The sequence below is a fragment of the Pseudoalteromonas qingdaonensis genome (genome assembly GCF_038739665.1).
In the GTDB taxonomy this organism is placed as follows: domain Bacteria; phylum Pseudomonadota; class Gammaproteobacteria; order Enterobacterales; family Alteromonadaceae; genus Pseudoalteromonas; species Pseudoalteromonas qingdaonensis.
The window spans coordinates 1-26,114 of record NZ_JBCGCU010000004.1; the positions used below are offsets into that span (position 1 = coordinate 1).

The 26,114-nt window shown below is 47.6% G+C and carries 15 protein-coding genes; 12 read left to right on the forward strand and 3 right to left on the reverse strand.

Features of this window, described 5'->3' with window-relative positions; genetic code table 11:
• On the forward strand, positions 1-410 hold a 410-nt coding region (locus tag WCN91_RS04865), incomplete at its 5' end, for an IS30 family transposase (RefSeq protein WP_342676828.1).
• A gap of 189 nt (positions 411-599) precedes the next feature.
• On the opposite strand, the gene WCN91_RS04870 is transcribed toward WCN91_RS04865, so the two are convergent.
• Complete coding sequence (locus tag WCN91_RS04870; protein ID WP_342676830.1) at positions 600-2,612, reverse strand: fused MFS/spermidine synthase; 2,013 nt, start codon at positions 2,610-2,612, stop codon at positions 600-602.
• A 231-nt stretch (positions 2,613-2,843) separates the two neighbouring features.
• Here WCN91_RS04870 and WCN91_RS04875 point away from each other — a divergent pair, with 231 nt between their 5' ends.
• Complete coding sequence (locus tag WCN91_RS04875; RefSeq protein ID WP_342676832.1) at positions 2,844-4,283, forward strand: coniferyl aldehyde dehydrogenase; 1,440 nt, start codon at positions 2,844-2,846, stop codon at positions 4,281-4,283.
• Positions 4,284-4,769: 486 nt separating this feature from the next.
• Here WCN91_RS04875 and WCN91_RS04880 read toward each other — a convergent pair whose 3' ends face one another.
• Positions 4,770-4,961 (reverse strand): DUF3185 family protein, encoded by a 192-nt coding sequence (locus WCN91_RS04880; RefSeq protein WP_105188797.1) that lies wholly within the window; start codon positions 4,959-4,961, stop codon positions 4,770-4,772.
• 271 nt (positions 4,962-5,232) lie between these two features.
• On the opposite strand from WCN91_RS04880, the gene WCN91_RS04885 reads away from it, so the two are divergent.
• The 6 genes from WCN91_RS04885 to WCN91_RS04910 all read left to right on the forward strand — a co-directional run bounded on the left by WCN91_RS04885 (position 5,233) and on the right by WCN91_RS04910 (position 14,051).
• Positions 5,233-6,816, forward strand: coding sequence for an ABC-F family ATPase (locus tag WCN91_RS04885; protein ID WP_342676836.1), 1,584 nt, complete (start codon positions 5,233-5,235; stop codon positions 6,814-6,816).
• A gap of 187 nt (positions 6,817-7,003) precedes the next feature.
• Positions 7,004-9,220, forward strand: coding sequence for a catalase/peroxidase HPI (gene katG / locus WCN91_RS04890; protein ID WP_342676837.1), 2,217 nt, complete (start codon positions 7,004-7,006; stop codon positions 9,218-9,220).
• Positions 9,221-9,362: 142 nt separating this feature from the next.
• Positions 9,363-9,707: a hypothetical protein gene (locus WCN91_RS04895; protein WP_342676838.1), complete on the forward strand. Its 345-nt coding sequence runs from the start codon at positions 9,363-9,365 to the stop codon at positions 9,705-9,707.
• 220 nt (positions 9,708-9,927) lie between these two features.
• On the forward strand, positions 9,928-12,114 hold the full coding sequence (locus WCN91_RS04900) for an OsmC domain/YcaO domain-containing protein (RefSeq protein WP_342676839.1): 2,187 nt from the start codon (positions 9,928-9,930) through the stop codon (positions 12,112-12,114).
• Positions 12,115-12,397: 283 nt separating this feature from the next.
• Entirely contained in the window at positions 12,398-13,540 is a 1,143-nt protein-coding gene (locus WCN91_RS04905) for a hypothetical protein (RefSeq protein WP_342676841.1), read from the forward strand.
• A 361-nt stretch (positions 13,541-13,901) separates the two neighbouring features.
• Positions 13,902-14,051: a DUF2986 domain-containing protein gene (locus WCN91_RS04910; protein ID WP_105201276.1), complete on the forward strand. Its 150-nt coding sequence runs from the start codon at positions 13,902-13,904 to the stop codon at positions 14,049-14,051.
• 39 nt (positions 14,052-14,090) lie between these two features.
• On the opposite strand, the gene WCN91_RS04915 is transcribed toward WCN91_RS04910, so the two are convergent.
• Positions 14,091-16,019 (reverse strand): hypothetical protein, encoded by a 1,929-nt coding sequence (locus WCN91_RS04915; RefSeq protein WP_342676845.1) that lies wholly within the window; start codon positions 16,017-16,019, stop codon positions 14,091-14,093.
• Positions 16,020-16,493: 474 nt separating this feature from the next.
• On the opposite strand from WCN91_RS04915, the gene WCN91_RS04920 reads away from it, so the two are divergent.
• The 4 genes from WCN91_RS04920 (at position 16,494) to WCN91_RS04935 (ending at position 26,067) form a co-directional block, all read left to right on the forward strand.
• Positions 16,494-18,659, forward strand: coding sequence for a glycosyl transferase family protein (locus WCN91_RS04920; RefSeq protein ID WP_342676847.1), 2,166 nt, complete (start codon positions 16,494-16,496; stop codon positions 18,657-18,659).
• Entirely contained in the window at positions 18,656-21,637 is a 2,982-nt protein-coding gene (locus WCN91_RS04925) for an NfrA family protein (RefSeq protein ID WP_342676849.1), read from the forward strand. Before WCN91_RS04920 ends, WCN91_RS04925 begins: the two co-directional genes overlap by 4 nt.
• Positions 21,631-22,491, forward strand: coding sequence for a DUF4434 domain-containing protein (locus WCN91_RS04930; protein ID WP_342676851.1), 861 nt, complete (start codon positions 21,631-21,633; stop codon positions 22,489-22,491). Before WCN91_RS04925 ends, WCN91_RS04930 begins: the two co-directional genes overlap by 7 nt.
• A 717-nt stretch (positions 22,492-23,208) precedes the next feature.
• On the forward strand, positions 23,209-26,067 hold the full coding sequence (locus WCN91_RS04935; RefSeq protein WP_342676853.1) for a TonB-dependent receptor domain-containing protein: 2,859 nt from the start codon (positions 23,209-23,211) through the stop codon (positions 26,065-26,067).
• Positions 26,068-26,114 lie beyond the last annotated feature (47 nt).

Sequence of the window (26,114 nt, forward strand, 5' to 3'; positions counted from 1 at the left end):
CCATAGTCAGCCTGGTTGAGCGCAAAAGTAAGCTGTATCTGATACGTAAAGTACCAGCAAAGTGCGCGGCTGATGTGAGCCGAGCTATGGTCGGCATGCTGTGGCGTTATCGCCGTCACGTTCATACGATAACGGCAGATAATGGGTGTGAATTCTGTGACCACGAACAGGTTGCAAAGAAACTGAAAACGGATATCTATTTCGCTAATCCATACTCTTCATGGGAACGTGGATTAAATGAAAACTTTAACGGCTTGCTGCGCCAATACATACGCAAAGGCACTGACTTACGCACGGTAACAGACAAGCAAATTGCAGAGATTGAACGCGCGTTAAATGCCAGACCGAGAAAATGTCTGGGGTATAAACAGCCAGCAGTCGTATTCGAAGAATTACGCAAGGCGGCTTAATTTAGCGAGTGGTGCACTTCGGAGTTGAATTCGCGTTAAAATCAATTTACTAAATGTGAAATGAGAAGGGCGCCCTTAGATTAGGGCTTGCTGGCACTTTATATCAGTCAAATGGGTTGGGTTCTTTCCAAATAAAAAGACGCCATATTGGCGCCTTCTCTAGTCAAGCAGACTTAGTCAACTCACACTCTATTCACCCATAAACTTCATGGCTTGCAACAGGTTGCTATAGTCATCGCGCCATATAAAGGGAGTTGTATTGCTTGGCCAGGGTGATTGAATCGCGCGGTAGGCCTGTAATCGTGCGTGGTCTTGGCTTAGCAGCACCCAGCGTACGTCATGACCATGGCGCTGCTGTGCTTTCGCTTCGCCATAGACGATGGCTAAATCGAATTTCTGTGCGAGCCCACGCATCAGGGGGGTGAGATCCAAATGAGTATTGGAGATATGCACCGCCAGTATGCCGTCTTCTTTAAGCTGGGTTAAGTACAAGGCCATGGCTTCTTGAGTCAGCAAATGCATGGGGATGGCATCGCCGCTAAAGGCATCGAGCACTAGGGCATCAAATACCTGTTCCTGCCCCTGCGCTTGTTGTGCGCTTAACGTGATACGGCCATCTCCGAGCACATAATCCAGCTTGGCCTGGGAGTTCTCAAGGTAGCTAAACTGCGCCTTGGCTGTGGCCAGCACATTGGGGTTAAGCTCATAGAAGGTATAGGTATCTTTGCTTTTACCATAGGCCGCCAAGGTGCCGGCACCCAGGCCGATAAAGCCTGCTTGGGCGCCATTGGGTAAGCCTTGCAGCAACTGCCCCACCAGGGTTTGGTGGCGGTAATAGCTTTGTGGCTCGCCTTGGCCTTCACCTTTGAGTACCTCCACACCGTGCGTGGTGGTGCCGTCAATCAAACGGCGCTCTGTGCGCCCATCAATGTCGACTTCCGTAACGGTCAATAAGCCGTAAAAGTTGCGCAAGCGTTCTATATCGTTACTTTTAAACTGACCATCTAGCCAAACAAACAAGCCTGCTGCAAGCACGGCGCAGCTCAGAGCGCTGGCGCTCAACATAGTGCGCTTTTGGGTGTTTTTATCGAGCCAAATTCCTACCGCAAACAGCACCAAGGCGGCACCTATAGCTAGCGGATATTCGTAGTAGAGTGTGAATACTTGCGGGGCGATAAAGGTGATAAGCGCCGTGCCCAGCGCGCCACCTAAGGCCATCACTAGATAAAATTGCGTAAGGTATTCGGTGCTGGGTTTGGCATGCACTAGCTCGCCATGACAGATCATACAGGCGGCAAACAGCACCAAGGAATAGAGAATAACCTGGCTGACGATATCGAATTGGCTGCCGATAAAGAACAAGAAGCAGGAGATAAAGGCACACACCACCAGGGCCGCGAGCCAGAAAATACGATGATAGGCTTTGGGCGAGTGGAAGCACAGTACAAAGGTCAGCAGATACAGAGCTAGCGGTAACAACCATAAGAAGGGCACAGGCGCCACGTTTTGGGTCATGGCATTGGTGCTGGCGGTTAGCACCATCACGCCGCAGGCGCTAAGAGCAAGCCACAGCAGCCATTTACCGTGTACACCGCCACGAAAGGCGCTCTGCTCTGTGCTGCCTAGGCGTTTGGCCTGGTGATAAAAGCGCGCCATATAGGTATAGAAGGTGGCGGCAAAGGCCACAAATAAACCGCTCCACAACCAGGATTGATTGCCCAAGCCGAGCCAGGGTTCCACCGCAAACGGGTACGAGAGTAGGGCCAAAAAGGAGCCGATATTGGAATAACTATACAGCTTGTAGGCATGCTCATTATCTACCTTGGCCTGCCAGCTTTGCATCAAGGGCGCCGTGGCAGCCAGGGCAAAATAAGGCAAACCCACGGCCATCGCTAATTGTGCTAGTACGCCTAACGCGGGAGTGTCGCTGGGGGTAACAAGCACTTGCGTGCCTATGGGCAGGGCGATGGCTCCCGCCAATAACAGGCCAGCATGGACGAAAAACTGCTTTTTCAGCGCCAAGCGGCTCGAGATAAGGTGCGCATAACCATAACTTGCGAGCAAAAATGTTTGGAAAAATAACAAACAGGCTGTCCAAACCTGAGTGCCGCCGCCAAAGCTGGGGAGCAACATTTTGGCCATGATAGGCTGCACTTGGAAAAGTAAAAATGCGCTTAAAAATACAAGAATAATTGCAAGCATGGCGATAGCCGCCTCAATAGGGTGAAAAACGCGGCAAATGTAGCACAAATCATGCTTCTATCGCATTGCTTTGCCATGCAGAAGTAAAATTAACCGCTAAAAACACAGGCCTGATCGTTATTTTCAATAACTTGATGTATAACAAGGGGTACGACACCCAAGAATTAGTCAAAGCCTTTACCTTAAAAGCCAGGTAAAGCAAGCGACTGGTCAATCCATGCGCGAGTCTTTATGAATATTGAAAACAATCGTCTTCACCAGCATACCGAAGTTGCTCAGTTGCAGCCTTTGTTTGAAGCGCAGTTGAGAGCCTTTAACAAGAATAAATACCCAGCTGTCAACGAGCGGAAAGCTCAGTTACAGGCGCTTAAAAGAGCCATGCTAGCCTGGCAGGATGAGCTGGTTGCGGCCATTAGCAAAGACTTTGGTCATCGCAGTGAAGATGAAACCCGCCTTTGTGAGGTGCTGACTCTGGTTGAGGCTATCGACTCCACCATTAAATACCTTGCTCGCTGGTGTAAGCCTTCGGCTCGTTCAACCGCATTGATTTTCCAGCCGGCAAGCAACAAGGTGGTGTATCAACCCCTTGGGGTGGTGGGCATTATGGTGCCGTGGAATTACCCTCTATATTTAAGTTTAAGCCCGTTAATTACCGCCATAGCTGCAGGAAATCGGGTGATGCTTAAACTTTCCGAGCATACTCCTTATTTTAACCATTGCTTAGTGCAGCTGTTGGCCGAGGTTTTTAGCGAGGATCAGGTAGCGGTGACTACCGGCGTTGCCGATGTGTCTACGGCGTTCTCGCAATTGCCCTTTAACCACTTGTTTTTTACCGGCTCAACCGCAGTGGGCAGGTTGGTGATGCGCGCCGCGGCGGCCAACCTTACCCCGGTGACGCTGGAGCTGGGCGGTAAATCCCCAGTGATTATCGGCGATACTATCGATCTGGAGATGGCCGCCGAGCGCATTTGTTTTGGTAAATCTCTGAATGCTGGCCAGACTTGCGTGGCACCGGATTATATTCTTTGCCCCGAGCATAAAAAGCAGGCCTTTATTAGCGCCTATCAAAACGCCTTTGCTCGCATGTACCCCAGTATTAAAGACAACTCTGATTACACCGCCATTATCAATGACGGCCAACTCCAAAGGTTGCAGGCACTGCTGCAAGAGGCCAGAGCTGCGGGTGCGAGCTGCACCACTATTAACCCAGCCAATGAGGATTTGAGCGACAGCAGAAAAATGCCGCCAGTGCTGATTGAAAACGCCGGAGTCGACACTCGGGTGATGACAGAAGAGATTTTTGGCCCCTTGCTGCCCATTATCAGCTATGAGTCCTTGCAACAGGCAGTGGACTATATCAATGCGCGTCCGCGACCCTTGGCGTTGTATCTATTTAGCCTGGATAAGAATGAACACGCGCGAGTTATTCAGGACACCCACTCCGGCGGAGTCTGTATCAACAACACCATGACCCATTTGGCCCAGGTGGATTTACCTTTTGGCGGCATCGGTGAGTCGGGTATGGGCCATTATCATGGTTTTGAGGGCTTTCAGACCTTTTCCAAGGCCAAGGCGGTACAAACCCTGGGTAAGCTCAACGGCGGTAAGCTGCTTTATCCGCCTTATGGCCGCAGCATTCACCGATTGTTTTACAAGCTCTTTGTCAAATAGGTGCTTGTTTAGGCAGAGCGCCAAAGCGATAAATGAAATACCAGAGTAAAGATCAAACAAAGAGACTCAGACCCAGCCCTTCATTCCCCCCTTAGTTAAAGTGGGTGTCTTAGTTAGTTTTCTGAGTGAAATATGTACAGCAAAGAACAACAGGCCCAAGTTAATTTACTTTTGGATATCTATTCTGAAAAAAATAAATAACCAAGACACCCACTCTAAAGATTATTAGGTGTCTAAAAGAAGTACTCGTAATTACAGAAGGTTAAGCTGGTGTTCGGAGAGCTGGTTTGAATCGGTAGTTTTAGGAGCTCTGATGAGAACGTAAAGGGTCATGACAATAACGAACCTACGCAAACCAATCCTACACTTGCCCGTATTGGTCTGGGAGCAGAGCTACTTATAAACCTAATAAACAGTGACGTTTTTGGTAATAGCGAAATTTAACCTAGTGCATTACTCAGGGTAAAAAGTGACTCGCTATCTTTTTTACTTCAGCTTAAACACACCCACGGCGACACAGATGGCACCGCCGACCATGCCCAGCCAGGCTTCAATGGGTGTTTCACCGTTAAGCGAGCGGGTTAGCTGTGCTTCTACCGCGTCATACACGTTGTAACCCCAGGCAACCAAGGCCACGCCGATCACAATAAGAATAATACCGATAATTTTACCATTCATAATAAATGCCTCATTTTCTTGTTATTTGAAGTATAGACATTTCTACCTTACACACTTAATTACTTGATTGCATGTGTTTTGTGCCTATAAAAAGCGAAAGATGAGCACCTTTGTTGTCGGTAATTATGAATGTATAGGGCTGCTACTGAACCGCCACTACTTGGGTGATCAGCAGGCTTTTGTTAAGAGTTACCCTAATGTGGTTTCTAAAACAGGCGTATTCGGGTACACTGCGCGTCCTTTTTTTGAGCAAACATGGATATCACTTCCCTTGATCGCAACAGCAAATATCGCCATGCAGTTTGGCGCTAAGCCTCTTTTTGAAAACGTTTCCGTTAAGTTCAACAATGGAAACCGTTATGGCCTCATTGGTGCCAACGGTTGTGGTAAATCGACCTTTATGAAAATTCTGGGTGGCGACCTTGAAGCTTCAGCGGGTAACGTGATGCTGGGCGAAGGCGTGCGTTTGGGTAAGTTGCGTCAGGATCAGTTTGCCTTTGAAGAATATTCTGTGATGGACACGGTATTAATGGGTAATACCGAGCTGTGGGCGGTGAAAGAGCGACGCGATTTCATTTACAGCCAGGCCGAGATGAGCGAAGAAGAAGGCATGGAAGTGGCCGACCTGGAAGTGCGCTTTGCGGAAATGGACGGTTACACCGCAGAAAGCCGCGCTGGCGAGCTTTTGCTGGGCTTGGAAATTCCTATTGAGCAGCATTTTGGCCCCATGAGCGAAGTGGCGCCGGGCTGGAAGCTACGTGTATTGTTGGCGCAAGCCCTGTTCTCCGATCCGGATGTACTACTACTTGACGAACCGACCAACAACCTGGATATCAACACCATTCGCTGGTTAGAGCAGGTACTGGTTGAGCGTAAGTCGACCATGGTGATCATCTCGCACGACCGTCACTTCTTAAATACCGTGTGTACCCATATGGCCGATTTGGATTATGGTGAGGTGCGCCTATTCCCGGGGAACTACGACGAGTACATGACGGCGGCCACTCAGGCTCGTGAGAAAATGCTCAACGAAAACGCCAAGAAGAAGGCACAGATTGCCGAGCTACAAAGCTTTGTTAGTCGCTTCTCTGCCAACGCTTCTAAGGCCAAGCAGGCCACCTCGCGTGCCAAGCAAATCGATAAGATTCAGCTTGAGGAAGTCAAGCCATCAAGCCGCGTCAGCCCCTATATTCGCTTTGAGCAAGAGAAGAAGCTGCACCGTCAGGCTATTACTATAGAAGGCTTGTCAAAAGCATTTGAAACGCCCTTGTTCAGCAACTTTGATTTACAGGTTGAGGCCGGTCAGCGCGTTGCCATTATCGGCCAAAATGGCGCCGGTAAAACCACCTTGTTACGCTGTTTATTAGGTGAAATTGAGGCCGATCAGGGCTCTGTAAAGTGGGCCGAGCAAGCGAAAATTGGCTATATCGCCCAGGATCACGCCGCCGACTTCGTTGAAGACGATAACCTGTTCGACTGGATGAAACAGTGGACCACGGGTGATGATCAGGTGGTGCGCGGTGCCCTTGGACGCATGCTGTTTTCCAATGATGACGTGAAAAAACGCGTTAAGGTGCTTTCCGGTGGTGAAAAAGGCCGCATGCTGTTTGGTAAAATGAGCCTTATTAACCCTAATGTGCTGGTCCTGGATGAGCCGACTAACCACCTGGATATGGAGTCTATCGAGGCCCTTAACCTGGCGCTGGAAAATTACGAAGGCACCTTGTTCTTCGTCAGCCACGACCGTGAGTTTGTATCATCACTGGCTACGCAGATTATCGACATTCGTCCCGAGGGCATAGTGCACTTCCAAGGCTCGTACGAGGAATACCTTAAAAGTCAGGGTGTTGCATAATAGATTCTAAAATCTAACAGGCAAGGGGCGGCAATCACAGTCGCCCCTTATCATTTGTAAAACTCACCGCAAGACTCCCATCAAAATAATAGATTAAGCCAATCTATTTTTATCGCTGCAATAGATTGAAACCCTGAACTATATTTATTCTCGTTAATCACTAAACTCCAAACGGGGAGAGAGTTTCATGGGTAAAAAAACACGTCCTTTTATCAGCGCCGCGGCCTTAGCCGTTACCTCGGTGCTAACGTTCGGTGCACAAGCTGCAGCTGCTGAACCAAAATCAAATCAATTCTGGTGGCCAGAGCAACTCGACCTCAGCCCGCTGCGTGCCCACGGGGTAGAATCTAACCCCTATGGTGACAATTTTGACTATGCCAAGGGCTTTGAAAGCCTAGACCTAAAAGCCGTTAAAGAAGATATTCGCGTCGTCTTGACCCAGTCCCAGGACTGGTGGCCAGCGGACTATGGCCATTATGGTCCCTTCTTTATCCGCATGGCCTGGCATGCCGCCGGTACTTATCGAGTATTTGATGGTCGCGGCGGTGCCGGTGGTGGTCAGCAACGTTTTGACCCACTCAACAGCTGGCCCGACAATGCCAGTTTAGATAAGGCGCGTCGCCTGCTGTGGCCGATTAAGCAAAAGTATGGTCGCAATATCTCCTGGGCCGATTTAATGGCTTTGACCGGTAACGTGGCCCTGGAAGACATGGGCTTTAAAACCTTTGGTTATGCCGGTGGTCGTGAAGACGACTGGGAGCCTGATCTAGTGTACTGGGGCCCGGAAGGCAAGATGCTCACCGATGAGCGTCGCGATAAAAAAGGCAAGTTAAAAGGCCCTCTAGCCGCGGTTGAAATGGGTCTAATCTATGTTAACCCGCAAGGTCCTCATGGTAAGCCGGATCCGCTTTTGGCGGCTACCGATATTCGTATGTCGTTCGGTCGTATGGCCATGAATGACGAAGAAATTGTGGCACTTATTGCCGGTGGCCACACCTTTGGTAAAGCACACGGTGCTAAAAAGCCAGACTGTGTAGGCAAAGAACCGGCAGCTGCGCCGATTGAAGACCAGGGCTTTGGCTGGAAAAATAAGTGTGGTAAGGGCAATGCTGAAGATACTATGACCAGTGGCTTAGAAGGTGCGTGGACGGTTACGCCAACACAGTGGACAACCAACTACCTGGACAACCTCTTCAACTTTGATTGGAAACAAACCACGAGCCCCGCCGGAGCAATCCAGTGGATCCCGACCGATGAGGCGGCAAAAAATATGGTCCCCGATGCGCACGTTAAAGGTAAGCGTCACGCGCCTATCATGTTCACAACAGATATCGCGATGAAGGAAGATCCAGAGTTTCGCAAGATTGCCGAGAGCTTCCGTGCCGATCCTGCAAAATTCGAGCTCGCGTTCGCCAAGGCCTGGTTTAAGCTAAATCACCGTGACCTGGGCCCACGTGCTCGTTACCTTGGCAGTGAAATACCAAGCGAAGTATTGATTTGGCAAGACTACATTCCAGAAGTGAACCACACTCTGGTGAATGATAAGCAAATCGCTGATTTGAAAGAGCAAATTCTTGATTCTAAGTTAACCGTGCCTGAGTTGGTGCGTGTGGCCTGGGCCTCGGCGTCTAGCTACCGTGATAGCGATATGCGCGGTGGTGCAAACGGTGCCCGCTTACGTCTAGCGCCGCAAAAAGACTGGCCGGTGAATAATCCTGAAGAAGTAGCCAAGGTACTGAAAGAACTTGAGAAAATTCAGAATAAATTCAACAAAAAAGCAGGTAAGACGCAAATTTCACTTGCTGATATGATTGTACTTGGCGGTGCCGCTGCCATCGAAAAAGGCGCGAAGGATGCAGGGTTTAAGATCACTGTACCATTTAAGCCTGGTCGTATGGATGCATCACTTGAATACACAGATGTTGAATCATTTGAAGTGCTAGAGCCTACCGCCGATGCGTTCCGTAACTACTACAGCAGCGCGTGGAAATCACCCACTGGCATGCTGGTTGAGCGTGCTAATCTACTTGGCTTGAACGTGCCCCAAATGACGGTACTGCTAGGTGGTATGCGTACGCTTGATGCAAACTACAAGGGCTCGGATCACGGTGTGTTAACGAACAATCCGGGAACCCTGAGCAATGACTTCTTTGTTAACCTGCTTGATATGTCGACCAAGTGGAGCAAATCAAGCAAGGAAGAAGGTGTGTACGAAGGTTTCGATCGTCAAAGTGGTGAGAAAAAGTGGACGGCAACCTCGGTTGACCTGATCTTTGGCTCAAACTCTGAATTACGCGCCATTGCCGAGGTGTATGCCTCACAAGATGCGAAAGAGAAGTTCGTCAACGACTTCGTTGCTGCTTGGACAAAAGTGATGACAGCAGATCGTTTCGATCTAAACTAAACAGCAGTTGTGATGTTACGCAAAGGGCCGCATAAGCGGCCCTTTTTTTACGTATTGGTATCGCCTCCGAGATGATGTAAAATTAACCGCCCCTTAGAGCTGACCTCAAGGGACGTATGTTTTACTAAATCGAGCGACAGATATGCAGTACTTCAAATATACCCTTATTGTTTTAACCTCATTATTTATGCTTGGCTGTGGTGGCCATGGGTATGAAGGACACTATGTCAGTACTTCTGACAACAAGGTATTTAACGCGCTATCAGAGCTTGCTGGCGTCAAAAAAATCTACATCGGCGAGAACTTTATTGAAGCGGATGGCCAGCGCAGCGAGTTTGATGAAATCTTTGTACGTGAGCTGAAATCCGGTGATTACCTGGTGTTTAAATCCGGCAATGAAGAACAAGCCTGGTTGATTGAAGACGGCGACGTACTGGTACGCGATTTAGGCTTGATGTCTTTACGCTTTGAGCCGGTAGAAAAGTAAACCCCCTCTTTTATTGTTAGTGAGTAAATACTCGCTAACATCGAATCCAAGGTCTCTTTTTATTTTTGATTTATATATTTCCAAAATAAACCAAGACGATTGCACGCAAAAAGACGATAATTGGAACATTAAACTCATTAGATTGACCGACATTGCCACCTAGTCTGCCCAGCAGAGTTGGCAAGCTCGGTCATTGCGATTTTTAGGGTAGCGATAACTCATGGAAATTAAAGTTAATTTTCTCGATAACCTCAGATTAGAAGCCAAGTTTGACGACTTCACCGTAATAGCCGATCAGCCGATCCGCTACAAAGGTGATGGCTCGGCACCAAGCCCGTTTGACTACTTCCTGGCATCATCTGCTTTGTGCGCCGCTTACTTTGTGAAGGTGTATTGCAACAGTCGAGAGATTTCGACCGATGGTATCCGCATTTCGCAAAACAACATTATCGACCCAGAAGATCGCTACAATCAGATTTTCAAAATTCAGGTTGAGTTACCAGAGAGCATTTCTGATAAAGATCGCCTGGGTATTTTGCGCTCTATCGAGCGTTGTACGGTTAAACGCGTGGTGCAAACCGGGCCCGAGTTCCAAATCGATCCGGTAGATAATATCGACAAAGATGCCCAGGCCATGTTGATGGTTGAGGCCGACCTTGATCACAGTACCTACATCTTGGGTAAAGACCTGCCGCTAGAGCAAACAATTCAGAACATGACCGCCATGCTGGCCGACTTGGGTATGAAGATTGAAGTGGCCTCGTGGCGCAATATCGTTCCCCATGTGTGGTCTTTGCATATCCGTGATGCAGCTTCACCGGCGTGTTTCACTAACGGTAAGGGTTCGACCAAAGAAAGTGCGCTTTGCTCTGCGTTGGGTGAATTTATCGAGCGTTTAAGCTGCAACTTCTTCTATAACGATCAGTACCTGGGTGAAGAAATCGCGTACAGCGATTTTGTCCATTACCCCAATGAAAAATGGTTCCAGGCGGGTGCAGACGACGCCCTTCCGGAAGGCATCTTAGACGACTACTGCTTAGAGATTTACAACCCGGACGGCGAATTGCAAGCGTCGCATTTAATCGACACCAACTCAGGCCGTGTGGACCGTGGTGTGTGTTCAATTCCCTACACTCGTCATTCGGACGGCGAAACGGTTTACTTCCCGCAAAACCTGATTGAGAACCTGTTCCTAAGTAATGGTATGAGTGCGGGAAATAACCTCAATGAGGCCAAGGTGCAGTGTTTGTCTGAGATCTTCGAGCGTGCCATTAAACGCCAGATCATTGAGCAGGAAATTGTGCTGCCGGACGTACCGCAAGAGGTGCTGGCCAAGTACCCAGACATAGTTGAGGGCATCGAAAAGCTTGAAGAGCAGGGCTTCCCGATTGTTATTAAAGACGCCTCACTAGGCGGCCAATTCCCGGTTATGTGTGTGACCTTGATGAACCCACGCACCGGTGGCGTATTTGCCTCATTCGGTGCGCACCCAAGCCTGGAAGTAGCATTAGAGCGCAGCCTGACCGAGCTGTTGCAAGGTCGTAGCTTTGAAGGTTTGAACGATGTGCAGAAGCCAACATTTAACTCCATGGCTGTGTCTGAGCCGGAAAACTATGTTGAGCACTTTATTGACTCAAGCGGTGTGATCTCATGGCGTTTCTTCAGCGCCAAAGCGGATTACGACTTTGTTGAATGGGATTTCTCGGGTACCAACGAAGAAGAAAGCAAAGCCTTATTCGGTATTTTGAAAGCGCTTGGTAAAGAAGCGTATATTGCTGAATTTACAGAAATCGGCAGTGCGTGTCGTATTCTTGTGCCGGACTTTTCTGAAGTGTACCCGGTGGAAGACTTGATTTGGGATAACACCAATAAAGCACTGCAATACCGTGAAGATATCTTGAATCTGCACTCGCTCTCGGACGATGCACTGGCCGCCTTGGTAGAGCGTTTGGAAGAGAGCCAGCTGGATAACTATATCGACATCATCACCCTGATTGGTGTTGAGTTTGATGAAAACACCGTATGGGGTCAGTTAACCATCCTTGAGCTTAAGATTTTGATTTACTTAGCACTTGGTGAATTGGAAGAGGCTAATGAGCTGGTCGGTGACTTCTTGCAATATAACGACAACACGGTTGAGCGTGGCTTGTTCTATCAAGCCGTGAGCGCGGTGCTGGAAGTAACCCTGGATGAAGAGCTTGAATTGGCTGATTTTATCCATAACTTCTCTCGCATGTTTGGTAAAGACACCATGGAAAATGTCGTGGGCTTGGTAACCGGTGAAGTGCGTTTTCATGGCTTGACCCCAACCAATATGAAGCTCGAAGGCTTGGACAAGCACTTGCGCCTGCTTGAGAGCTATAAAAAGATCCACAAAGCCCGTGCTGACCTGTTCAACAAAGGCTAGTGTGAATAAGTTTAATGCCCATAATAAGGCGTTAAATTAAAGCTAAAAAGCGAACCGCGGAGGTTCGCTTTTTTGTTGGCTGTTTTAGTAAAGGTTAAAGATGGGTGCCCAAGTTAAAGTGGGTGTCAGTTACCCCATTAATTACTCACTAAACACTCTCATCTTTATCGAAATTGTATCAGCTTCGACATTATAGGAAACTCAAAATGCGTACCTAAAGCCTTTGTTTTTTGTTAATCTTTTGTTTCGGGGTGGCTCGGATAGTTAACAAAGGAATGTAAAATTGAATAAATATACATTTTTAATATTTGTAGCTGGAGTTTTTTCAGGTACTTCGTTAGCAGCTACTAGCTCGGTTCCTAGAGCCTTCGCCTGTACAGATTGTACTTTCGAAGAAAGTAAAACGATAGCAACCCGTGAAGCACCAGCTAACTATTGTAATATCTGGGAAAACGGTAGTACAGCACAGTACTGTGAACCTGTTTCGCAGGACATAATAGTAGTGGTGCATAGTACTAAGACTTTTGAGAAGTTCACTGTTACTACGTCAATCAACTCAGTTAACCAACCATTTGTAACTGTCTTTTCAACTCTTAAAAGTCCAGCAGATAACGCGGCAATTCAAAAATATTTCGATATCGTAGATACGATTGCGTCGTTTACTGTTGACATCGATATGACATCATTTAGTAGTCAATCTAGTACTTTGAATTTCAATGATGATCTGATGAGTATTAGCTCATCAACAGGTGAAGAAATATCTGATTGTGCTGAACACCCAACACACTACTTCAAGAGCCTAGATAATGAAAGAGATGTCAAGATGTATGCGTCTAGAAAAATGACTCTTCTTTCCGGTACGGACGTTAAGCAAGTAAACCTAGAGTATGATGAGATAAAAAAAGAAGGCGTAACAGTTGGCTTTGGCAGTACTGAACTCAAAATCGAGCAGGTATATGTCAAACAAAAGCTTGCTGTAAGATTAAAGTACGATAAAGAGGGAACTCACAACTACCTTACATTTATGATCGGTTCTATAAATGAGGTAGTGTGGGACGATGACAACAAAAGAGCGCTTATCAACTTAAAGTTAGCTCCTTCCTTTTCTCGTATTGACGGAATAAACGTCGCTAAGCTTTTTAGGGATGGTAAAGTTGATTTGACTGATGTGCCAATGTCTAAATGTTTCCAAGAATTTTTACAGGAAGAAACAGAACCTTTACCAGAAGACCCAAACAAACCTAGCTCAGGTACAGGTACACAGGAAGACCCATTTGAAGGTGGTGACCGTTCAAATTATCAAATGGGCACTTTTTGTAAGTTTAAACTTTCTGGTCTTGAAACATGCTCAATAACTGAAGATGAAACTGTAAAATGTACCGAAACTTTTGTTGAGTGGGTTGGTCCATGTAACACATGGCCATAGAGACCGTCCTTGGTAGATATTTAATATAGTCTGCCAAGGAAAGCCCCTTCCAGAGACTCTTCGAATAACGATACCCCTATTTTGAGATCAAGTTAAAGTGGGTGTCTAAGTTAAGGTGGGTGTCCAAGTTAAGGTGGGTGTCCAAGTTAAGGTGTCGGTGTCCAAGTTAAGGTGTCCAAGTTAAGGTGGGTGTCCAAGTTAAGGTGGGTGTCCAAGTTAAGGTGTCGGTGTCCAAGTTAAGGTGTCCAAGTTAAGGTGGGTGTCTGCGTTGTTGTTTAAAACATGTCGGTCTAAATGGCAATTGCAGGGTATAATTGAGGGCGATGTCATCAATCACATATCGAAACTAAGCACCAAGATAATGAACCGTAAAAAGAAAATTTTCACCAAGCTCAAAGCCAAAGACAAACGTGCGAATGCAAAATTGCACAAAAGCAATAAACCAGCCTATATCTCAAAAGCAGAGCGCGAAAAGTTAGAGCAGCAAGAGAATACGGCGTCTCAAGAGTAATCCAACACTCTAATTAATACGCCATATCAATAAATTACACTATTGGCAGCTGACGGCGAAATAGCCATTATTATCGCTTACCGTCAGTTCGGGCAGTTGGTTAATTAGGTGCTGGTACATTTCGGGATGCTCAAATCTGTGCTTCATCATCAGGCGATGATGGTGCGGTCGGATCTCGGCACCCTTATCCTTTAGATATTCTACAAGTCGGTGGTAATTTACAGGCCGCTCTGTGCCCGATTCGGGATGTATATAGCGCTCTAGAGCGTAGTTTTTGAGTGCAAAATACAGCGGGTCCAAGTGTTCACTCTTATCGAAACTCAGATAGGGCTCAAGCAATTTATATTGTGCAATATGACCCTTGGCGGCGGCCGCATTCGCCAGCTCGAAGGCTGTTTGCTCTGGGATATGAGAAAAGGTTTCTAACCACAGGGTCAGTTCTTTACTGCCGGCAAATTGAGCCAGCACCTGATGTGCCAAGGGACTCGGATCCAGCCCTAGGTTACTGAGCTTATTTACTATTTCCTGCTCTGTTAGCTTGTTATCAGCGACCGCCATTGACGATATAAACAGGCCCATGGCCGTTTTTTGCTGTTCTGAAAGAGGTGGCAAATTAAGATCATCCAGCTCCAGGCGCATTAGCTCGGGCAAGGGTTTGTTTTGCGCCAAGCTTACCAGCAGAGCTGCGGTGTCATTGATAAACAGCTTGATATCCGCATTATTATGGCTTTGGCAGTATTCATACTCGGGCGACTCGCTCACCTCGGCCACAAATTCTGAGTCGGCGAACTCTTGCCATTGTTCGACGGGCTTTTCCCGCTCCTCAAACCATTTATCTTGCACCGAGCAGGCCTCCAGTTGTGCCTGTTGCTGCGCATCCAAGGCCGCACTTGCCTCAAACTTTAATTGCACGCTGCCATTATCCCGTGGCAACTCGGCTAAAGGATGAATATCGATATGAATACCCAATTGGCTTAAGAGACTCGGAGCTCGGCTGACAGGTCTGACCGTCAGGCGGTGGTAATAGTAGCGTTTGCTCCCTAGTTGCGTGCCCTGAATAAGCCGGGACAGGGCATGAGTATCGGTAAATGTGCTGCCATAGGCTTCTATATGTTGCAGCACTGCCTGCTGTATATCATTGAAAAACAGGGAGTCATTGCGAAATGCTTGGGGGTATTGCTCGGTCAGCATGGCCGCCGCTTCGGTTTTTCCCAACATCAGCAGGGCGGCAAAAGACAGCTTAAGGGGAGTGAGGTGTGGGTCGTTCACCAAGGCGCTATCCACATCATAAACCGTGTTTTTGACCGCCTGCACCAGCTCATGGGCGGGCACATTGCTGACGATAAGTTCTTCAAAGCCCTTTTGCTCCAGGGTATGCCTGTAAAGGTATTCCATGGGAAAGCTCTGGGGTAAGCGCTGATCCTGCTGCATTTGCATCGACAGTTCGTCAAGCTGCTCTATAAAAGACGCCATGGCCTGAGCTTGAGCTGTTTCAACTTCCGTTTGTGCATTGGCTGGGATATTTTTTTGCATATAACTCTTGAGTGCCGGCCGCATCTTTAGCGTTGCCTGCAGGGCTGCGGCGCCATTGTGCCAGTGGTACAGGGCTCTTTCATCCATGCCCGCAGCCCACAGTGCCAAGCTAATATCGTCCAGGCTATGGCCCTGCTTTAAGGCGCGGGCGGCCAAGATTTCAAGTTGCTGACGATTTTGAAAATGGTGTTGATTAAAGAGGTCTTTTAAGTTCTCACATAGCTCGCTATCGAGTGTTTGCTCGGGAAAGGGCTCAGGAACATAGTGCTTTGTGGCTTTGTTTTGCGCTGAGAGAGTGCTCTGCTGCTGTGCGGGCTGCACATCGGCAGCAACATTCATCTTAGCCGTTTGTTGCTTATCCGCGCTTGGCAGAAGAAAATAACCCAGAAGCGCTGCGAGAGCCAGAGCCGCCAATATCACAATCACTTTTCTCATTGCTTTCCTTGCTTGTTATTTGAGCATAACATCATAGCGCTATTGTTAATCTAATTTGCTTATAAAACAAGCTTATACCCTCTATGTGCTGGGTATTGTCCAACAAAGCTTACAGCCGCTGATCAAGCACAATACACGCTAGTAAAATACTGATCCCAAGCCGCAGTAATGAGCGCAGGCTAAAGGTGTAGATCAACATCGATAGTTTGCGGCCATTAGGTCAGTATCACAGGCTTTTTGTGAAATTTAGGCGTTACATCCAAGGCAAAGAGAAGCTATAGTAATTTGTACTTTTATAATGAATTTAAAATGAATGGTTAGCTTTTCGTTAATTAGCTAAGCTGGAAGAAATGTATTCTTATCAAAATATTACATTCTATTACAGGGGGTAATATTGGGTTTCACTTTGCAGTTAAGTGCTATAAGATAACTCAGTCTTTTTCATTAAATTTTAGATATGGAAGTCTTGTCACTGTGGATTTTTTGTATTGGTTTGCAAGTTACCTCTTTGTCTTGAAATATGTAGTTTACGTATTAAGTGTATTGCTACTGTTTTTCGGCTTGGATGATCTATTTATTGATCTAGTCTATTGGGGCCGTAAATGTTACCGACGCTTGGTGGTCTATCGTAAGCATCCAAAGCTGCATTACAGCAAACTTAAGGAAAAGCCCGAGCAACCTTTGGCAATCATGGTTCCTGCATGGCAAGAGCAAGACGTAGTGGGGCCAATGGCCGAGCTGGCAGCATCCACTCTAGATTATGAAAACTACCACATCTTTGTTGGTACCTATCCCAATGATGAAAAAACCCAGGCCGATGTCGATGCCGTGTGCGCCCGTTTTCCAAATGTGCATAAAATTGTCTGTGCGCGTCCTGGGCCAACCAGCAAGGCGGATTGCCTAAATAACATCATTGCCTCTATTTTTACCTTTGAAGCGCAAGCCAAGTTTCAATTTAAAGGTTTTATCTTGCATGATGCTGAAGATGTCCTTAGTCCCATGGAAATGAGTTTGTTCAATTATTTGGTCGAACGTAAGGATCTGATTCAATTACCCGTTTTTCCATTTGAACGAAAATGGTACGAGTTTACCAGTGGCAGTTACCTTGACGAGTTTGCCGAGATCCATGGTAAAGATGTACCGGTGCGCGAAGCCCTGGTTGGTCAGGTACCGAGTGCCGGTGTGGGCACCTGTTTTAGCCGTCGTGCCATCGAGCTACTTATAGAGCAAGGTGATGGTATTGCCTTTGACGTACAGAGTTTGACCGAAGACTATGACATTGGCTTTCGCCTAAAACAACATGGTATGTCGGAGGTGTTTGTTCATTTCCCTGTGTTGACCGATAGCCATAAACAAAAAGTAAAAAAAGGTTCATTAAAGTCGCCCAGCTACAGCAGCGTGGTGTGTGTGCGTGAATATTTTCCCAATACCTTTACTACTGCTGTGCGGCAAAAATCACGGTGGATCATAGGCATAGTTTTCCAAGGCATGAAGTCACACGCGTGGACTAAAGATTGGAAGCTAAATTACTTCTTATGGCGAGACCGCCGTGGCGGCATCACTAACTTTATCGGTTTTATGGCGCTGTTAGTTTTGTTCCAGCTGGGTTGTGTGTGGGCTTATCAATTACTTTCAGACAGTGCCTATAACTTCCTTTCCATCTATGGTGATGAGCCATGGCTGGCAGCTGTGCTGTGGGCGAATGCGGTGCTGCTTGGCAACCGTATGCTGCAACGTTTTGTGTTTGTATCGCGTTATTACGGTTGGGTGCAAGGTGTGCTGTCACTTCCGCGTATGGTGTGGGGCAACATAGTTAACTTTTTCGCTAACCTTCGTGCGGTGCGACAAATCCTTGAAATTGGCGATGTAAAGCGAGTCGCATGGGATAAAACCAGCCATGATTTCCCATCTTTGGGAGAGCAGCGGGTGAATCACCGACCCTTGGGTGAAATCTTGGTGGAGCTTGGGGCTATTGATCGCGAACAATTGCAAAGTGCGCTGACGCAGGGGCAACGCAAAGTCAAGTTAGGCCGTTATCTGATGCGCGAAGGGCTGATCAGCGGTGAGCAGTTAGGGCAAGCACTTGCCGTCCAAGCGGACGTCTCATACCAAGATTGTCCTCCCCTGGCCAGCGTCGAACAGAATGAGTTGGGGATCACCAAAGCGGTGGCACGACGTTACGGTATTGTTGGCTTGTATAAGGAAGATGGGGTGCTGACCATTGCCAGTGAGCAATATTTATCGCCGGTAGCCATCGGTGCCATCAGCCGCAAAATTGGCACTAAGGTCAAGTATGTTATCGCCCAGCCAGGGCAGGTGACCCTGGCACTGCTTATGCACTTTAGTGGCCGTGCTGAGTATCAACACAGTGCTTTACAAAAGCGTGCCGTATGGGCGAATTGGTCGCGTTTTGTTAATGCTCATTACAGTGAGCTTGAAGCAATTAGTGAAGTGGCTATGTTAAGTCCATCTGTGGTCAACCAAGTGATGATAGGCCAAGAAAGCAGTGAAGATGGAGTGGGGGAGTACTTACTTGAGCGGGGGGTTATCGGCGCTGATATTTTACAGCAGGCCCGCCAGCATATGCAGCAGGCGCTGGCAGAAGTGTTAGGCATAGATAAAGAGGAGTCTTTGGTATGAGGATGATCTGTTTAGCCTTATTAGCTTCTTGGTCGGTGGCTGCGGCAAAACCTGGGTTTGAAGCGGGGAAAAACTACAGCGAGTACACCCAGTTTTTGCTCTATCCTCATGTTGACATGGCCTACCGCCATATAGATAAGCAGCAATACGCGGAGGCGGAAGACGAACTGCACAAAGCCTTGGCGATCACCGCCGACAATCCTTATTTGCTTGAGCGACTATTCTATGTTGTGAGTGCGCAGCAAGATTGGCTGGAGTTGGCACGCTTATATGGGCACCATAGCAGCACTTTACTCGCGCAGCCACAGTGGCATGACACCTTGGTGCATTATGTACAGCTTGGTTTAGCGCAGCAACCTGAGCGCTTTATCGGCTTTGTTGAGCCCCTGCTGGGCGATACCCGACTGAGCTTAACTCAGCGCTCACAATTAGGGGCGCTTAGCGCCAGTGTCGTTAATACAGAGATGCGTGCCGCCTATATAGAGCGACTGGTAAAAACATACAACCTTAATGAGTTGCAACTTAACTACTGTTTTGCGTTACTTGAGAGCGATGCTTTTGACAGCGTTGCCACTTGTATTACCGAGGTGAGCGACCCAGAGCAGCAACTGCAGATACGTAAACACTTTATTCAAGCCCTGATCGGCGCCCAGCGCTATCAAGAGGCTGGTGATCAGTTCCTGCTTTATCAACAGCAAACTCAGTTAAGTGCAGATGAGCGGGCACAGTGGCTGGAATTATCGATGATGGGTCAAGATTGGCACCAAGCACTGGCGCTGAACGCGGCTATGCCTGCATCGGTAGCGCAGCTGTTACAGCGGGCCGATATTGCCAAACTGGCGCAAAATGATGAAGAGTTAAGCTCTACCCTAATCGCCCTCACTCAGATGCAGCTACACCAAGCACAAGAGTATCGCGTGCTGGTGCTGATGGCTGACCAAGCGAGTAAGAAAGCGCCATGGCGGCAGCGTTTTTACCGCTATCAGGTGCACCATCTAGAGAATCACAGCGCTTGGCGTGAACGCGCTATACAAATAGCGCAAGCACATCAAGATAATGAATTCTGGGTCACTTTGCTTGCTGCGCAACCTAGATTATCACGTCAACAGCAGCTGCAATTGGCCCTAGGTTATGATCGCCTTGGTCAGCAGCAACAGGCACAACAACATTGGCAAACGCTTGCTGAGCGTTATCCCTATGAACTGGCTTATGCAGCGCGGGCCTCGCACTTTGCTATGCAACAGCAGCAGTATGCCCAGGTTGTCAGGTTATTGGCGCCGTTTTGGCCGCTTGCCAGTAGTCAGGATGAAAGCGCCGAACTCAGCTATCGTTTTCTATCTAGCCTAGAGCAACTCGACCCTGAGCGTGTGCCCGGGGCTTTAAAACAGGCTTTTGATGTGCCACTGAGCCTTGCTCAACAGGCAATATTCAGCGGCTTTGCCAGCACCTTGGAGTACTGTGATCTCGCTGCCCACTGGTTGGCGGCTACTGCGAGCTTGGCAGAGTTACATCAGCTTGGTACTTGCTACGCTAAGCTTGATAAAGAGCGGGCATATACGATTTTTAAACGTGCCGAACAGCTTGCCCCTGAAGATGTTAACACTCGTGTACAGCTTGCTTATCTCAGTAGCTTGATGGGCTTACATCAAAATGCTTTCGACTACTGGCTAAGTTTAGATCGTGAGTTGAGTGATGCTGAGCAGTTACACAATGCCATCGTCAGTGCGGTGAATGTGCATCAGTATGCTCCAGCCATGACTTGGCTGCACCGTTTGGAGGCCTTAGATATCCCCAAGGAAGCACGTTTTTACCAACTGCAATTGTTGTTGGCGCAACGTCTCGGAGATGTGTATACCCAGGAGCAAAGCCTGCTGTGGTTAAACCAACAGCAACCACAGCCGAGCTACCAAATACAGTTAGCGGGTTTATATTGGCAGCAAGGAAAACAGCAGCAAGCAATGGCCTTGGTGGCTGATATTGAAGCGTTGGGCGTTGAGCATCTCACCGTGAATGACTTGGCGCCACTGGGGTACTTATACACGGATATGGAGATGGCCAATAAAGCAACACCTCTGTACCAAGAGTATCTAAATTCGCAACCAGACCTTTACCCTATGCATCAGCAGTTGGCTTACAGTTATGTGGCTATCAATGAGCTTGATGCCGCGCTTGAACATGCGACCATAGCGGCGCAGCACATGGATATTATGGCACTGGATAAACCGGCGCAGCAGCAGCTAAAACGTTTGCGTCGTGATCTGTTAGCCGATAGTCGCTGGTTACTACAAGCCCAAATAGGGGAGCAATTACTCCCTATAGATGCTTCTCCACAGGCTAATGAGCTTGACTATGGCGGCTTTATTGATGTCCGTTATAGCCAGCGTCTGCATTATCATTGGCGCGAGCAAGACACTCATCAGTGGTACGCCCGTGCTTTTATGCAAGGTGATGAAGATAACAGGGCCACCACGTTAGCCACAGGCTACAGTTGGCAGCCCTCGGCGGCGATCGACTTTAATTTAGCCATTGAGCCGCAGTGGCAGCTTGATAGTGGCCATTTTGATGTCATGGTCAAAGCTGCGACCGATGTTTTCAGTATCAGCGACAGCCGCGCTAATTGGCAGGTTGAAGGCGAGGGCTGGGTACAGCAAAGCCTGTATTTGGAGGCGGTGCACTGGCTTAAGGCCGATCAAGGGCAAATATATGCACAGTACCAAGGTGGTTATCACTTTAAACTCAGTGAATCGGTACAGCGCGCATTTTCGCTCCAACCTTATGTACAGGCGCAATGGGCGCACTCGGGGCAACAGCAAGACAGTCGCATAGGTGTCGGCTTAGGCTTACATTGGTGGGGACAGGGCGATGAGATCACCGCTTATCGCAGCCGTGCCATGGTCAAATTGTTATTGCAGCGGGTTATGGATGGTGAGCGTGAAGGTGAGAACCTAGTGACGATGAATGTGGAGTGGTTATGGTAGGGTTACGCTGGTTTGTAATAATAATGGCTTTGTTCGCCAGTGTGCTGGCCGAGGCCAAGGTGATCATCTATCAACCATTGAATGATGATCGCGTGCTCAGCAGCATGCAATGGCATCAAGTGATGGTGGAGCTAAAACAGCAGGGCTACCACAGTATCGCCCTACAGTGGAGTCAACATGAACAAAGTGACTTTATTGATGAGCAAGGAAATGCCCTATTGCAGCAGTTGTTTAACCAAGCTGCCGAGCATGGACTACAAGTAATTGTTGGCTTGTACCATGAAAATAGCTTTTATCAGCGCATTAAACAGCAGCCTGTGGCATTACATTATTACCTTGCGCGTTTGGCTAAAAAACACCAGCAGGTGGCCATACAGTGGCAACCCTTTACCAGCAAGAGCAACTTTGCCGGCTGGTATATCAGTGATGAAATAGATGATCTGCATTGGCAAAACTATGCGCAACAACAAGAGTTGGTGGCGTATTTGCGCACCATAGAGCAGCAGCTTAAGCAATTGGCGCCAACTAAGCCCATTTATATGTCGAGTTTTTATGCCGGTCATAGCTATGCTGAGCAATATCTGTATTTGTTAACGCAAATACGCCAGCACACCAATATTCAGCTGTTATGGCAAGATGGCCAAGGTACTAAAGTGCTCAGTGATACGCAGCGTCAAGCGGTACAAGCGCTGATTTGTCAGGATCATGAAGATATTGCGGTGATCGCTGAGCTCTTTAATAACCCTGCGCCACTGCGTCAAGGTGGTGCCTCAGAGTGTCGTAACCAATGGGCTTTTTCGTTGCGTTATTTGTTGCCACACTATTTTCCTCCAGCATCGAATACGGTGCTGTAAAAGAGCTTGCCACTGCCGGTGGCTATCAACTAGGCCAGTAGTAAACATGCTGGCCTATCAGCACAACAAATACGTGTCTGTGCCATGTGGGCGCTGCTGTGGCGACAGCAACCACTTGGTGCAGTTTAGTATTAGGCCAGTACACCATGGCCTGTCATCTACCCAAACACTCCCCAAACACAATCCTAACGTCACCAGTGCGGTACAGGCATGGCAATAGTATTGGCCGCGCTTGTTGGTGCTGCCGCGTCCCAGTCCTAGGGATAAACTAGATGCCAGCAAAAATATGTGCCTGGCGGGGGAGTTATTCCTTTGAAGTATGGTTGGTTAATATATCAACAGTACGCATTCAAAAAGCGATCTTTTTTATTTTAAATGCAGTAAAAAACAACTAGAAAAGATTAATAAATGACCTGTTTGAAAATTATTTATACATATAATAAACAATATATAAACATTGATGGCATGTGGCTTTTTTGCAATTGTTAAATAAAGTGATGATTAATCACCTCCAAATGTTACATTTTTATTTTATTTAAAACAAAATCAAACATCTTGTGAATCAGTAATTTACAAAGCGGTATTATTTCTAGTTATTTGTGTCATTTTGTTTGTAAAAGTTACATTTACCATGTAAAAAATAATCCGGCCTTGGCTCCTCTTAATCAAAAGGTCGATGGAATTAGTTCTTAATAATTATAATTTCAGGGTTTAATAATGTTTAATAAATCATCAGTTAATAAGGCGATTCAATACTCGCTTTTACTTAGCTCAAGTGCTGCTGCCTTTTCTATTAACGCGGCACAACAACAAGACGCTGACACAGCGCAAAAAGAAGTCGAAAGAATCCAAGTAACCGGTTCTCGTATCGCCCGTCCTGAACTATCGCAAGCAGCGCCTTTGATGACTGTGGGTCAGGCTGACATTGCTCGCGCAGGCTCTCCAGACTTAGGTCAAATTCTTGCTGAATTACCGGCAATTGGTGCGACCGACACCTTGATCGGTAACCGTGAAAGTAACGCTTCAGCCGGTGTTAGCTCGGCGGATTTACGCCGTATGGGCGCAAGCCGTACACTTACCCTTGTAAATGGTAAACGTCATGTCGCCGGCTCAGCAGGCTCTGCTGCGGTAGATTTATCGACAATTCCAGCGGGTATGATTGAGCGTGTTGAGATCATCACAGGTGGTGCCTCTGCCGTGTATGGTTCCGATGCCGTATCTGGGGTTGTGAACGTTATTCTTAAAGACGGTTACGAAGGTTTTGAAGTGACAGGGCAAGCAAATGGCTCAACTGAAGGCGTGGGCGCCCGTAGCCACGAGTTTAGTCTATTAGGTGGTGGTGACTTTATGGATGGTCGCGGTAACGCTACCTTCTTTGCTGGTCTTAACCGCTCGCAAGAAACCATGGAAAACGACATCCGTCAGTTTGAGAACTGGGGAACAGTGTTAAACCCTGCCGATACCGGTCCGTCGGATGGTAATCCTAAGCGTTTTTACGTGCCAAATGTTGGCTCTGAATTTATCTCTGGCGGCGGTGTTATTAATGCCGACCAATTGTACGGTTTCTTCCCAGATGGTAGCTGGCAAGTGCAGCCGGAGCGAGATGGCACCAGTTCAGGTTTGTTCGGTTCGTTCCCTGAAGGTTGTGATACTTGTCTGTTTACACAGGACTATTCTAACTATCAGCCAGAAGTTAAACGTTTCAATGTTGGCTCTATGGTCAACTTTGAGATCAATGACAATGCCCGCTTCTACTCGGATTTTAAATATTCACAAGCGGACATTACTCAGCAATTTCAGCCGTCATTCTCTCAGTCATTACAGATCAATGTTGCAGACAACCCGTACCTAGACGAAGCCTTACGTCAGCACTTGCTCTCTGAAGGGGTGACGACTGCGAAAATGAGTAAGTTCTTTGAAGATTGGGGTAACCGCACCGCAGAGAATGAGCGTAGCGTATTCCGCTTTACTTCAGGTATTGATGGCGCCATCGAGTTTAGTGACACCTTCTTGGACTACGATATTTACTATGGCTATGGCGAGACTAAAAATACCCGCCGTACCCTTAACTCGCAAATTCCTGGCAATATGCACGCGGCTATTGATGCCATCAAAGACGCCAATGGCAACATTGTTTGTCGTGATATTGATGCCGGCTCGGTGAATATCGGTGGCGAATGTGTGCCGTACAACCCGTTTGGCGATCAAGCAAGCCAAGCGGCGGTGGACTTTATGAGTGCCGACGTACAGCGTGAAGACACCATTACACAAGAATATTTTGGTGCTTCGTTTGTTACCGATACAGCAAGCTTCTTGGAATTCCAAGGTGGTCCAATTGGTGTGGCATTCGGCTTTGAATGGCGTGAAGAAACATCGCAAACCCTTACCGATGAATTCACTAAACGCGGCTTAACGCGTAACGCGGCGACACCTGATGAGTATGGTGAGTTTGACGTTACCGAAGGTTTTGTTGAGGTGAATCTACCTATCCTTGCGGGTGTAGACTTCGCCGAAGAGTTAACCCTTGATCTTGCGTATCGTGCCGCTGATTACTCTCATGCGGGCAGCACAGATGCGTGGAAAATTGGCTTTATGTACGCGCCAATTGACCAGTTCCGTATACGTGGTACCTATGGCGTTGCAACGCGCGCGCCGAATATCACCGAAGCATTCAGTCCACGTGCGCCTGGTTTTACCCGAGTTACCGATCCATGTGACAAAACGCGTGTAGACCAGAACGCCAACCGTGCAGCTAACTGTGCAGCCTTGGGTGTGTCTGCGAACTTCGAATCAAGCACCAATGCAAGTATCGATCTTATCTCCGGCGGTAACCCAGAATTACAACCGGAAGAGTCAGATTCTTACACCCTAGGTACGGTTTGGACACCTACTGACGACTTAAGCTTTACCTTAGATTACTACAGCATTGAAATCACGGATGCGATCACCTTTATTGATCCTCAAGACGTGATCAACAACTGTGTAGATTCTGCAACGGGCATCAACAACACCTTCTGTGCTCAGGTTACCCGTGGTAGCGATATGAACTTGACCAATGTTGAGTCGGGTTACCTTAATGCTGCATCGCTGGAAACTGCTGGTTACGAGTTTGAAGTAAACTATCGTCCTGATATTGCTGATTTCGACCTGCCGGGTGAGTTACGTACCAAGCTATTTATCAACTATGTAGATAAGCTTGTTTCTTACTCATTCCAAGATCAGCCAGACTTGGATGATCAAGAAGCAGGTGAGCTAGGCGATCCTGAGTGGCAAGCTCGCTTTAGCGCCACGTATCAGCTTGACGACTTCAATGCGGCGTGGACAACGCGTTACATTGATAGCTCAGCACTGTTTGACGTTACTCCACGTCATAACTTGTCTGAAAACGTCGGTCCTAACTATGTTGGCTCTATCACCACTCATGATTTAGGTTTAGGCTACGCAGTGGATGAGCACTTGAATATCTCTGGCGGTATTCGCAACCTATTTGATAAGGTGCCTCCGGGTTATGTTGGCAACGCACTTTATGATCTGGTTGGTCGCCGTGCTTACGTGAACTTCCAATATCGCTTCTAAGCGTTTTTAAGACATGTTCAATATCGAGCCATAGTATTTATACTTAT

What these genes read in the sequence shown, in the direction of transcription:
- WCN91_RS04870 (WP_342676830.1), bottom strand. Translation starts at nt 2,612, where the DNA reads ATGCTTGCAATTATTCTTGTATTTTTAAGCGCATTTTTACTTTTCCAA.
- WCN91_RS04875 (WP_342676832.1), top strand. Translation starts at nt 2,844, where the DNA reads ATGAATATTGAAAACAATCGTCTTCACCAGCATACCGAAGTTGCTCAG.
- WCN91_RS04880 (WP_105188797.1), bottom strand. Translation starts at nt 4,961, where the DNA reads ATGAATGGTAAAATTATCGGTATTATTCTTATTGTGATCGGCGTGGCC.
- katG (WP_342676837.1), top strand. Translation starts at nt 7,004, where the DNA reads ATGGGTAAAAAAACACGTCCTTTTATCAGCGCCGCGGCCTTAGCCGTT.
- WCN91_RS04895 (WP_342676838.1), top strand. Translation starts at nt 9,363, where the DNA reads ATGCAGTACTTCAAATATACCCTTATTGTTTTAACCTCATTATTTATG.
- WCN91_RS04900 (WP_342676839.1), top strand. Translation starts at nt 9,928, where the DNA reads ATGGAAATTAAAGTTAATTTTCTCGATAACCTCAGATTAGAAGCCAAG.
- WCN91_RS04910 (WP_105201276.1), top strand. Translation starts at nt 13,902, where the DNA reads ATGAACCGTAAAAAGAAAATTTTCACCAAGCTCAAAGCCAAAGACAAA.
- WCN91_RS04915 (WP_342676845.1), bottom strand. Translation starts at nt 16,019, where the DNA reads ATGAGAAAAGTGATTGTGATATTGGCGGCTCTGGCTCTCGCAGCGCTT.
- WCN91_RS04925 (WP_342676849.1), top strand. Translation starts at nt 18,656, where the DNA reads ATGAGGATGATCTGTTTAGCCTTATTAGCTTCTTGGTCGGTGGCTGCG.
- WCN91_RS04930 (WP_342676851.1), top strand. Translation starts at nt 21,631, where the DNA reads ATGGTAGGGTTACGCTGGTTTGTAATAATAATGGCTTTGTTCGCCAGT.
- WCN91_RS04935 (WP_342676853.1), top strand. Translation starts at nt 23,209, where the DNA reads ATGTTTAATAAATCATCAGTTAATAAGGCGATTCAATACTCGCTTTTA.